This is a genomic window from Roseibium sp. RKSG952 (assembly GCF_009711355.1).
Genome location: NZ_SMMF01000801.1, coordinates 1 through 10,491, shown reverse-complemented (window position 1 = coordinate 10,491; position 10,491 = coordinate 1). Strand labels below are relative to the sequence as shown.

Here is a 10,491-nt window from a genome sequence, read left to right as displayed (position 1 = left end):
AACCCACGTCCCGCAGGGCGGGGAAGACGTCAACTCGGTCATCTTTCATAACAAGAGTACGTCAAGGACATGCGGCTGAGGTTCGTGACAGACAATCCAAAAGGGGTCAGCGAAGCGGTTGGTGCGGACCTCTCATTCGAAACGGATCTGGGGGAATTCATGCCGCCCGAGGACAGGGAGAAGGCAATGTCAATGACGATGGTAAAATGCGCTCCGGAGAACCTTGAGAAAGGATTGACAGTCCACTGAAACGCCACCACCGTTAAAATAATTCGCCGCTACCAAGGATTCATTATGAGACTTACGGTCACCGAAGCCACCAATGCGATCAAAGCACTCGCAACGAGCCTAGAACCCCTGAAGCCAACCCTCGTCGCCGTGATCGATGCTGCCGTTCCGCGCGCGGAAAGCGAGCTTGAAGCCATCCTTGACGAGAGGGGAAGGGAGATCGGTAAGGACTGGATGTATTTCTCCAGACTGTGCCTCGTTCTCGAGAGACTGGAAAAAGCAGTTTCGAAAGCGAATTCGGATCTTCGCATCGGAGAGATCATTGCCGAGGAGGCAGACCATGAGCGCCGGGCCAGATATCTGAGGTACGTCGTGAACTCTCAGCCTGCTCCGCCGGTTAAGTCCCTCAAGGATGCGTTAGCCGGATCGAGGGACGGGGTCGAAACGTCGGTGCTGTCGGAAGTCGTCCTGCAAAGATACGCCGACAAGCTCGACTACTCCGAACAGAGCCGAAACGAACTCGCTGCCAAAAGGAGGTTTCTAGGCATCACGAACAACATCGAGATCTCAGACGACGACTACGAAATCCTGAAGGCGCTGAATGCCGTCTGAACCGAGCAAGAGATGCGGGAATTGGCGGTGTTTTAGACATCATTTCTCAAAGAGAGGGTAGCGCGAACTTTTGGCGTTAACGACCTCTTCGACTGGTCTGAAGCCGATTCATGGAAAAGAAAAAACTCAATTCGGATTGACCAAAGCCGGATCCAACAAGACCCTTTGAGGAAGGAAAAAGGGAAAGAGCATGAACAACATCAGGGAATTCAGACAGCAAGCAGGAATGAGCGCGGCAGAACTGGCGGCGAGAACCGGATTCGACATCGTCGAGCTGGTCATGGCGGAGCGCCAGTGGCCGCTGGTTCGCCTTTCTTTGGTATTCTCGATCGCTAGCGCGCTCGACGTTTCACTGGGCGAATTGTTTCCGACCGTCGGTGAGATCCTCGAGGGAATCAAGGAGTGCGATGATCTCGGCGATTGCAGGGAGATTGCACTCGATGACCACAACGCGAACGCTCTGGTCTCGGCAAATATCGACCCGGACCCGCGCGACCATTTTGCCAGATTTCGCTTCAGATCCGGGAACGAATGTCATTTCCGGATTACTTCCGGCGTCATGATAGCGCTCAAGGACACCGTCGCCAATGGCGAGGATCCGGTCATCGTTTTCTTCGCGGATTGCAAGTACGTCATCGTTCGGAGGTCCTCCATAAAGGAAATCACTTTCCCGGAGAGAATCAGCTACCCGGAATTCGTGTCGGAAACGCACGCCGGCATGCTCGTGATCCACACCGAGGACGAGTCCAAGCCTGAATACTTCGACACGCTTCCAGACGGCTACGGAAATAATCACGTCTTCGGTCCGCTTGTCGAAAGCGCGGCCCAGGGGAAGCCGCTTCTGAAGTTCATTCTGATGGAGGGTGTGGACGGTGAGGATCGAATCCTTTCAAGCGCCCACATCGAAGCCCTCGAGATCCCCATGGGACTGACCGACCCGACCTTCTACGAAGAGGAGAGCGAGTCCGTCCTGATGAACCCCGAAGAGTGCGATCTGGCGGACATGGCAACCGTCGGTCGCGCCTGAAACGGAGAAAATACGAATGAGGACGGATTTCACGCCCAAGGAAGTGACCGAATTCTTCGTCGCTCGGGCGGCGGCAGTGATGAACGTCGAAGAGGCTGCTGAGCTTCTAGGGAAATCCACACCCCAAATCCGCAAGTGGGATTCGGGGAAGGAGGAATGTCCCGGCGACCTTCTGTCCGTTCTCAAGAGCAAGGATATCGGCATCGGCGAACGGAGGACGGGTAGAACGACGTTCATCGACCTCTTTGCGGGTATTGGCGGAATGCGCCGCGCATTCGAGGCCGCCGGAGCAGAATGCGTTTTCACGAGCGAGTGGAACACGCACGCCCTGAAGACCTACTTAGCGAACCATGGGGCCGGTCACCGCGTTGTAGGGGACATCACCAAGGTGGATGCCGCCGACATTCCGGACCACGACATCCTCGTCGCGGGGTTCCCTTGTCAGCCCTTCTCAATCGCGGGCGTGAGCAAGAAGAATTCACTCGGCCGAAAACATGGTTTTGAAGACGAGACCCAAGGGACACTCTTCTTCGATGTCGCCCGGATCATCAAGGAGAAGAAGCCGAAGGCGTTTCTACTGGAGAACGTTAAGAATCTGGCCTCCCACAACAAGGGGCAGACCTTCGAGGTCATCAAGCGGACGCTGACCGAGCAACTTGGCTACACCTTCAGCTACAAAGTAATCGACGGCACGCCCTGGGTGCCACAGAAGAGACCACGGATCTTCATGGTCGGACATCGAGACGGGGAGGAATTCGATTTCGACACGGTGTTCGTGCCCGAGAACGGACCGAAGATGAATTCTGTGCTTCACGAGGAGGGGGAACCCGGGTCGAGCGACTGCCCATACGCTCCAAACGGCGTTCCCCTAGACAAGTACACGCTAACCGCCGGGCTTTGGGACTTCTTGGAGAGATACGCCGAGAAGCACCGCAAAAGGGGTAACGGCTTCGGCTACGGCATGGTGGGTCCGGACGATGTCGCGCGGACGATGTCGGCGAGATACGGCAAGGACGGGTCTGAAATCCTGATCAGGAACGGCGGCAGGAATCCGCGGCGCCTGACCCCCAGAGAGGCGGCCCGTCTGCTGGGTTTCGACCAGAAGGACGGGCCGAGAATGCGGATCCCGGTAAGCGACGCGCAGGCATACAGGCAATTTGGCAATTCGGTGGTTGTACCGTGCGTTTCCGCCATCGCGGAGAGCCTCGTTACCGCCCTAGAGAAGAACTTGGGTGAAATCCTGAAAGAGGCTGCGTGACAAAGTTTTTCAGACGGACGGCCGTATAGAGACAGGCAAGCGATCCGTGGTATTTGAGCGATAGTCCGGCGATGATGGCGGCGGTTTGGTCGCCAACGGAAGACGCGAGAATATGAACACCCTTCATCGGGCAATGAATTTTGCCGGACTTGATCAGTCTGGAAACGGTAGTCGGGTAAATTCCGTGATCCCGGAAAAAACGGGAATTGCGCGCCCGACCGTCGGACAGAAGATGAAGAGCGTTTTTCGCCTGGCTCATGGTTCGCCTTGAATGTTATTTTTGCTATACTGGAATGTAGTCGAGGTATATTAAAACTAACACATCACCCCCCCCATAGCCGTCATGTCGACCGAGAGAACGGCATCGTCCTCCGGAAGCATAGCCTCGATCATCTTGCGAAACCGTTCCTCATAGCGAGCGATCTTTGATTGCATTTCACATATCTCGTACCCGCCATCCGGTGTCGAAGTAGCTCTCGCCAAAGCGTACGGACCGGCCTTGTCCTCTATTAAGATAGCGAAGCCGTCGCCAGAGAGGACCGCGTCCGCAAGGCGGTTATCGCCACCCATGGAACGAGACACTCTATAGAGATCGCGGGCGTTCGTTACTTCGCGGAAGAGTAGGCCGCCGTCAATCCTGGACTCAAACCCCATGGATGAATCCATCCAGTCGAGATCGCTGTCAGCCCTATCGTCCCATGCTTTCAGTGCTTCAACGAGAGAAGTGACGGTATCGTCGAAACTCGTTTCCGAGAGCGACCACCCGGAGGTGCCGTAAACGACATCGGCACCCTTCTGGTACTCGGCGATCTTCCCGGCGCAACACTCCAGGAAATCCCTAATCGCGGAAATGGATTGCTGGGAAAGACGACCGGGCCTCAGGGCCATGTGAAGGCGGTTCCATACGAACGCGAATTCCCGATTCGAGGTCGGGACGAAATTCCTCGTGCGCGAAAGAGCGTATTTCGCGGCATTGAAAAGACGACGGTCATCGTTTCTGAACGTGACCATATCGGCGGAAACGTGCTTGATGACCGTGCAGTCAATGCCATTCTCCCTGGAAAGAAAGGACCTCGCGAGATCAATCTCATCAAGTCCGAACCGCAACGTATTGAAGTCATCGTTGCCCAAGTCGCCGCCGAAATTGCGTGCGCTGCTTTTGATGGCCTCCCCCACGACGAGAACGCACTTCTGGGAGCCGATGCCCGCGTAGGCGATCGAAAGTACGGGTTCGCCGACCTTGGTGTGGACTTTTCCGTCGACTATGATCAGATCGCGCGCCCGCCCCGTCACGAGGGACGCCGCAGTGTCATAGTTCTCGATCCACTTGCGAATTTCTGTTTTTCCCGCCTCGATGTCTCTGCGTTCTATGTTTTTATAAACACCGATTTTGGTCCCCTTCGGACCAAGGGCCAGACCGGCATAGCTGCCTTCGCCATAGAACGGGTTGAGTCTATTCTCTTCGCGGATCCTGTCCTCCATCTCCTCGACATCGAAAAGAGATGAGTAATATTCGCCTTCGTAGAGGACGACCTCAGACGTGAAGTTGCCTTCGGCGCGAAACGTGCCAGTGAAATCGTTCATGGTCCTCGATGTCATCGGGATATCCGGCTTAATGTTGCCGACGATATGGATGATCGGCGCCTCGACCCGATCTACCTCGACGATTTCGATTTCGACGGAACCGTGGGACAAGCAAGGCCTCGAATTGCGCGCACCTTTCGGAACGTAGCCGTCTTCGAACGTTATGGGCAGAGTGAACTTCATGACATCGCCGCCTTTAGATTGTTTAGCGAACTGATTGGAAGAGCTTTCATGTGCTCCTCCGAGAACTCCCCGAACGCTCGCATGTCGCCATCAGGGGAAACTTCGGCGACACCTCTGTTTCTTCTCGTCTTGACCTCGAAGTACCGAAAGCCGCCGTCGATCCTTTTTTGAAGGTCGATCACGTCAATGCCCGTACCATAGAACGCCATGGCGATCTTGCCGACCGAGTTCAGCTCGGAGACCGCCCCTTCACCACCACTTCCAGCGAGCGGTTTCCCAGGGAGTGAGCCAACATCAGGCCAATAGCGCTCGACCTCCCTGGTGTTCCAGTGCTCGAGAGCACGCATGGCCATGTGGCCAAAATTGTCGAACTGGTCACTGGACCAACCGAAGTACTCGTCTCTAAAGAACGTGTCACCGTTGTGCCTGTCGTCCTCCCGCGCGAACGCGTTGAATTCCCTGATCTCGTCGTTAATCTTTTTCGAGGCTGCCGTATCGCATGCGGTGACCCGTTGCAGGGCATTCTCGATTTCGAGGGTGACGCATCGGTTGGGCGATTTGTCGATCGCCTCCTTGAGATCGTAATAGGCCTCGATGAAATCGTCGCCCATTCGCCAGACCGCGCTCTGCATCGCTTGAAACAGCGCCTCGGCTTGTCCGTAGACACCATGCGAAACGCCGTCGAACAGGAACGGACGCGGATCGAGAATTTCATAGGGAGGCATCTCACCCTCCTTCTCCAGTCGCCCGACGGCATCGACCAAGTTGTCGGCCCATTTGGTCGATGAGAAGTGGTCCCAAGAGTATTGCAGGTCGCTCTCGTAATTCTGATAATAGTTGGGGCAATAGGTCGGTTGAACCTTGCAGGAGCCGTAATTCGTGAACTCGACGATCGGTTCAGGCGTTTCCTGGAACAGAACACCCTCGACAACCACGAAATGTTCAGCGAATTTGCGAAACATCTCTTTTGTCTCGGCATTGTTGTCGGAGAGTTCCCGGCATCGGGGATTTTCGCGCGCGATGTCAGAGACGGTTTTGTAGATCTTTTCGGGCTTGCGTCCAAATCCTGCGTAACGGCAAGCATGAGGGTCTGTGCCGATGAGTTCGGTTCCGATCTTTTGAAACGGAGTATTCCGAGTCCCGGTCGCAAGCGCTTCTTTCGTCTCTTCGGCTGATTGGACCTCAATAAAGAAACGGCCGTTAATATATCGAAGTTCACGCCTGTCGCCGTTCGATTTCAAAGCGTATGAAGGCTTGTCGGAGATCACTCCCTGGTCCTCGCTGGTGCCAATGCGCGCGACGAGAGGCGCGTCGACGAGATCGACTTCGCGAACCTCGATCGAAGTGTGGCTCAGCGCCGGACTGGAGCGTGGATTGACCGCCCTGAACGGCTTGTAGGAAATGGCGTATTTGTAATCGAATTCGAAACGCATGTCGTCCCCCAATGAACCTTTGGATAATGACATCCGGTGCGGCAAGAAAAAAGATCTTAAGACGGACGCCGTGCGGCCCTTGCGCCGATGCCTAATTGGACCCAAAATTCAGGATTGGGACAAGAAAGGTGATCGGCAGTCCGGCATGGCGCATGGAAGATGGACGGTATTCAATACGGCGGTCGGCACGGCCAACGGCATCCGTCTCACGTACGTTGATCTGACGGTCCCCGCTCTCATGTGGATGAGAAGAGAGGCTATTTGCCCGCTCGGGGAATCCGGGATCGTCATTCCCCTTCACGAAACCTGCATGAGGCTCGGACGGATCGAGAGAGACCTGTGCATGAAAGGAAGGCTTATTGCCTCCAATGGACTTGAGTCCCTCATGCGGTATCGCGCCGATGTCGATTCTGACGGCGGACCGGACATCGTGTGGGAACGTATGAAGGATTTTTGCTCGGCCGAGACGGTGCGAAAGCGCGCCGCCGTCATGTTCCTAAATCTCAAGTCCGCATCGATCATTAGCTCACCCGGTAATTTGGCGTTCGATCCTGTCGACATGAAGCTGCTGGAGACGGAATCGATACCTCCATGCAACGGCGTGAGCCCTGGGTTCGCCTACGCAACGACGACAGAGGCGTGGGGCGATAGCGATGAATTCGGTAAGATCGAATCCGATGGGTTCCATTTTTGGAGCGAGAATTCGGACCACGAATTCGTGCGCCCGGACGCGAGTACCGTAATCCTCTCCCCGAGACGGGGGTGCATCGAAGGCTCGAGGAGGTGGGTCACTGCCCATCTGCTCGCATGCGCGAGCCTTTCGAGCGAATTGAAGGGATTCGTTTGCCACTATTGACGCGCGGGTTTTTTTAGAGCGATCCTTGAAGCTGAAACCATCCATGGAAGGATTCGGAATGAACACTCGCATCAAATACATGATCGGCGCCGCGGCGTCCCTCGCGATCTTCGGCGTGAGCGCGGGACTCGCGAAGGCCGACAGCGCTTTCGACGGAGCGACCCTCGGCATCGACGGCGCGGCTGCCTACGGTTCGGCCGACGACCTGTCCGGCTTCGGATACGGCGGCGGAGCGTCCGTCGGCTACGGACAGGTGCTTGACAAGACCTACACCGGCGTGGAGCTGCGTGGCGAACTCTCCAACCACGAACTGGATGACGACGGAGCCTCGATCACGAAACGCCAGTCCTACGGCGGCGCGGTCAAGGTTGGCCGACAGGTCGCTCCGGATACCATTGTCTACGGACTTGTGGGGTACGAGCGCGGCGTGTTCGAGGTCGATGGCGGATCGGACGTATGGGCGAACGGCATTCGTTCGGGCCTTGGTTTCGAGAAAGTCCTGACCAGCGACGTTTCCGTCAAGACGGAAGGCTCCTACACTCGCTGGATGTCCAATGCCCTGGATGACTCCCCTAACGAGTTCGGCATGCGCCTCGGTCTGTCGTACCGCTACTGATTTTCCGGGGACTACGGAGGCCTCATGAGGGACGTTTCCGACGAGGCCTTCATCGTCCGAATGGAATCTTACGAAGGGCCGATCGAGGCCCTCCTTGAATTGGCGCGGACCCAACGTGTCGATCTGGAAGCGATCGATATCGTGGAACTCGTACGCCAATTCGAAACTTTCATCGCGCGCGCAGCCGGTCTTAGGCTCGAGTTAACAGCCGACTGGCTCGTGATGGCATCGTGGCTGACCTTTCTGAAATCGAAGATTCTTCTCAGACGCCCCAAGGAGGACGGCACGGAGAATCCGGATGCAGAAACGCTCGCCTTTCACCTGAAACGACTGAACGCAATCAAGGCGGCATCAGACGCTCTTGCAAGAACGACCAGGCTTGGCAGGGACTGGTTCGGACCGCGAGGCGATCAGCAAGGGGTTGCGGCAGCGAGGCTGAAAGCCTCCCTCAGCGAACTGATAGCCGCATATCCGAAACGCGTCGACGGAACTCCCTTGTTGCCTCAAAGGCCTCTCAAGCCCTTCGACATCGCCAGCGTCGACGAAGCCATTACGGACATCAACCGGAAGTCTCCAATGGAATGGACGGATCTCAGGACGCTTGTTCCGAGGGCGGAGGGTCTGAGGTACAGGTCGAACATCGCAACCCGCCTCGTGGCCAGTCTGGAACTCACAAGAACCGGAACGATGGAACTCAGGCAGGACGCGGCCAACGAGCCTATTATGGTGAGAAAGGCGGTGTCAGAATGACCAGTCCGAAGAATGTCCTCGAGTGCGCCCTGCTGATGTCGGAAACGCCATTGACAAAGGAAGACCTGGAAATGCTGGTTCCGGTGAGCGTGAACGTCGGCGACATCATCCGGGATCTCAGAGCCGACTACGAAGGGAGAGGCATAACGCTTATCGAGACGGCCGAAGGCTGGGCTGTACGGACACGGCCAGAATACTCGGATATGTGTCGAAGAATGGTAGGTATCCCGCGAAGGGTTTCCAGAGCAGCGATGGAAACACTCGCCGTCGTCGCCTTGTTCCAGCCCGTGACGAGACCTGAGATCGAACGCGTCAGAGGCGTGTCTCTTGCGAGGGGGACGCTCGACCTTCTCATCATGTTGGGTTGGGTGAGGCCGGGTCCAAGAAGGTCTTCTCAAGGGAATCCGATGACGTTCCTGACCACCAACGACTTCCTGACCAATTTCGGTATGAAGTCGTTGCACGAGTTCCCGGGGATCGCGGATATGCGCGAGAGCGGATTACTCAATGCCGAAGTTGAGGACCCAACAAAAGTCCTCGAGCAGGAAAACTAATCCCCTATTAGGGGGGTAGCGCGTGCTCCCGAGAGATGCCTCGAGAGCACGCGGTTTGATCAGGCACTTATTTCGGTCTCTCCGGTGGATGTCAGGATAAAGGATGAGGCTTCGTGTCCGGAGATCGCCGAAAGCTTTTCTTTCGTGCGATACGCAAACTGAGGGGAGAATTCATCCCACAGACCCAAATTGATCCGGGTTGCCACCGAGCCGCCGATTCTGGCCTCGAGAAATTGGGTGGACAGGTATGAATTTTCGCTGACGATCACGCAGGTTTCGAATACGTCCGCAGTTTCAAGGAACCGGTTCCAGCCGTCGTTCCAGAAGCAGTGAGGACGATTCAATAACAGCAGAGACGGATATTTGGAGGACCTTCCATGCCGTATGGCGGCCTGTCGAAACGCCTCGAACGCCATAGCCGCGATGGACTGGGCATCGTCCTGGGAAATATCCGCGCACGGGATCTTGAAGATGACGAACCGCCCTTCCTTGAAAATGAGGTCGAAGTCGACGTAATTTTCAGGACAGACCAACACCTCTCCAAACCTATTTGTCGGCGTGGACAGGCAGCGAGCAAACTGCATCTGACAATAGCCATGCTGATCCAGTGTCGTTTGGCATTGCGCCTCTCCCTTTTCTTTACGGTAGCCCGGAAGGGAGTCGAGGTATGAGAGCAAAGCCTTTCGGATGGCGAGCGGCATGTCTGGGAAATTATCCTTGTTGCTAAGATGGATAATCCGCCTGAGTACGAGATTGTCTCTGATTTCCGCGAGGCAAAGCTCGATTTGATCGCTGTCCCTCAACCAAACAAGCGCTTGGATTACCGCCTCGATCATGGCGACAGCCCGACCGTGCCACAATGCACCGTCCTTGCCGGGATTGTCCAGGAGAGACACGATGAGACGGGTCAGGGAGACGGCGTCACCGTCCCTGAATGGATTGATACCGAGGTTGGTAGGTGCTCCGGCATCAACGATTGAGATGTGGTCAACACGACCTGCGTTGCGCGCGGCGCCGCTAATGTCGTCGAGAAGGGACTCGTCACCTTCGCTGATCATCGCGAACCCGCCACCCCCTGCGGTAATGTGCTCAGACAGGGCTTCGGAGAGCAATCGGTTGGATCCTTTCCGAGACGAGGCGCTTATCAGGATATTCGGAGTGCTCCTGAAGTCACTGACCCACACCGGAGATCCGGTTTTTTTGTCCTTGCCGACGCGGACGGAGTGGTTGCCTGGGCGAGCGATGCCCACCGACAGATGCGAGCGCTCTTCATGCGACGAGATGTTTGTCATGCGAATCCTTTCAATACTTGCCAAAGGAAAAAGTAACCCCTAACCAATCCCTTGTCTAGCAGTCGGTAGTTTAACGTCTTCCCCGCCCTGAAGGACGG

General features: G+C 56.0%; 10 protein-coding genes. 7 read left to right on the top strand and 3 right to left on the bottom strand.

Going from position 1 to position 10,491, the window contains the following annotated elements; genetic code table 11:
* The first annotated feature begins 294 nt into the window (after window positions 1-294).
* The 3 genes from E1297_RS07520 to dcm all read left to right on the top strand — a co-directional run bounded on the left by E1297_RS07520 (window position 295) and on the right by dcm (window position 3,125).
* The gene (locus tag E1297_RS07520; RefSeq protein WP_155135991.1) at window positions 295-840 is read left to right on the top strand and encodes a hypothetical protein; all 546 of its coding nucleotides are present in this window, start codon (window positions 295-297) and stop codon (window positions 838-840) included.
* A 190-nt stretch (window positions 841-1,030) separates the two neighbouring features.
* Window positions 1,031-1,867 (top strand): helix-turn-helix domain-containing protein, encoded by an 837-nt coding sequence (locus E1297_RS07515; RefSeq protein WP_155135988.1) that lies wholly within the window; start codon window positions 1,031-1,033, stop codon window positions 1,865-1,867.
* Between the two features lie 16 nt (window positions 1,868-1,883).
* Window positions 1,884-3,125, top strand: a complete 1,242-nt coding sequence (gene dcm / locus E1297_RS07510; protein ID WP_244327674.1) for a DNA (cytosine-5-)-methyltransferase — start codon at window positions 1,884-1,886, stop codon at window positions 3,123-3,125.
* A 315-nt stretch (window positions 3,126-3,440) separates the two neighbouring features.
* Here dcm and E1297_RS07505 read toward each other — a convergent pair whose 3' ends face one another.
* Complete coding sequence (locus tag E1297_RS07505) at window positions 3,441-4,892, bottom strand: hypothetical protein (RefSeq protein WP_155135985.1); 1,452 nt, start codon at window positions 4,890-4,892, stop codon at window positions 3,441-3,443.
* The gene (locus E1297_RS07500; protein ID WP_155135982.1) at window positions 4,889-6,325 is read right to left on the bottom strand and encodes a hypothetical protein; all 1,437 of its coding nucleotides are present in this window, start codon (window positions 6,323-6,325) and stop codon (window positions 4,889-4,891) included. The genes E1297_RS07505 and E1297_RS07500 overlap by 4 nt, the downstream gene beginning before the upstream one ends.
* Here E1297_RS07500 and E1297_RS07495 point away from each other — a divergent pair.
* The 4 genes from E1297_RS07495 to E1297_RS07480 are packed head-to-tail and all read left to right on the top strand — an operon-like array spanning window position 6,324 to window position 9,101.
* Complete coding sequence (locus E1297_RS07495; RefSeq protein ID WP_155135979.1) at window positions 6,324-7,181, top strand: hypothetical protein; 858 nt, start codon at window positions 6,324-6,326, stop codon at window positions 7,179-7,181. The two genes, E1297_RS07500 and E1297_RS07495, sit on opposite strands and share 2 nt — an antisense overlap.
* A 58-nt stretch (window positions 7,182-7,239) precedes the next feature.
* The gene (locus E1297_RS07490) at window positions 7,240-7,797 is read left to right on the top strand and encodes an outer membrane beta-barrel protein (protein ID WP_155135976.1); all 558 of its coding nucleotides are present in this window, start codon (window positions 7,240-7,242) and stop codon (window positions 7,795-7,797) included.
* Window positions 7,798-7,821: 24 nt separating this feature from the next.
* On the top strand, window positions 7,822-8,547 hold the full coding sequence (locus E1297_RS07485; RefSeq protein WP_155135973.1) for a ScpA family protein: 726 nt from the start codon (window positions 7,822-7,824) through the stop codon (window positions 8,545-8,547).
* Complete coding sequence (locus E1297_RS07480; RefSeq protein ID WP_196223235.1) at window positions 8,544-9,101, top strand: SMC-Scp complex subunit ScpB; 558 nt, start codon at window positions 8,544-8,546, stop codon at window positions 9,099-9,101. Before E1297_RS07485 ends, E1297_RS07480 begins: the two co-directional genes overlap by 4 nt.
* A 59-nt stretch (window positions 9,102-9,160) precedes the next feature.
* Here the strand turns inward: E1297_RS07480 and E1297_RS07475 are convergent, their stop codons facing one another.
* Window positions 9,161-10,417, bottom strand: a complete 1,257-nt coding sequence (locus E1297_RS07475; protein ID WP_155135967.1) for a hypothetical protein — start codon at window positions 10,415-10,417, stop codon at window positions 9,161-9,163.
* Between the last annotated feature and the right edge of the window lie 74 nt (window positions 10,418-10,491).

Coding starts and splice junctions, on each gene's coding strand:
- E1297_RS07520 (WP_155135991.1), top strand. CDS start 295: ATGAGACTTACGGTCACCGAAGCCACCAATGCGATCAAAGCACTCGCA.
- E1297_RS07515 (WP_155135988.1), top strand. CDS start 1,031: ATGAACAACATCAGGGAATTCAGACAGCAAGCAGGAATGAGCGCGGCA.
- dcm (WP_244327674.1), top strand. CDS start 1,884: ATGAGGACGGATTTCACGCCCAAGGAAGTGACCGAATTCTTCGTCGCT.
- E1297_RS07505 (WP_155135985.1), bottom strand. CDS start 4,892: ATGAAGTTCACTCTGCCCATAACGTTCGAAGACGGCTACGTTCCGAAA.
- E1297_RS07495 (WP_155135979.1), top strand. CDS start 6,324: ATGTCGTCCCCCAATGAACCTTTGGATAATGACATCCGGTGCGGCAAG.
- E1297_RS07500 (WP_155135982.1), bottom strand. CDS start 6,325: ATGCGTTTCGAATTCGATTACAAATACGCCATTTCCTACAAGCCGTTC.
- E1297_RS07490 (WP_155135976.1), top strand. CDS start 7,240: ATGAACACTCGCATCAAATACATGATCGGCGCCGCGGCGTCCCTCGCG.
- E1297_RS07485 (WP_155135973.1), top strand. CDS start 7,822: ATGAGGGACGTTTCCGACGAGGCCTTCATCGTCCGAATGGAATCTTAC.
- E1297_RS07480 (WP_196223235.1), top strand. CDS start 8,544: ATGACCAGTCCGAAGAATGTCCTCGAGTGCGCCCTGCTGATGTCGGAA.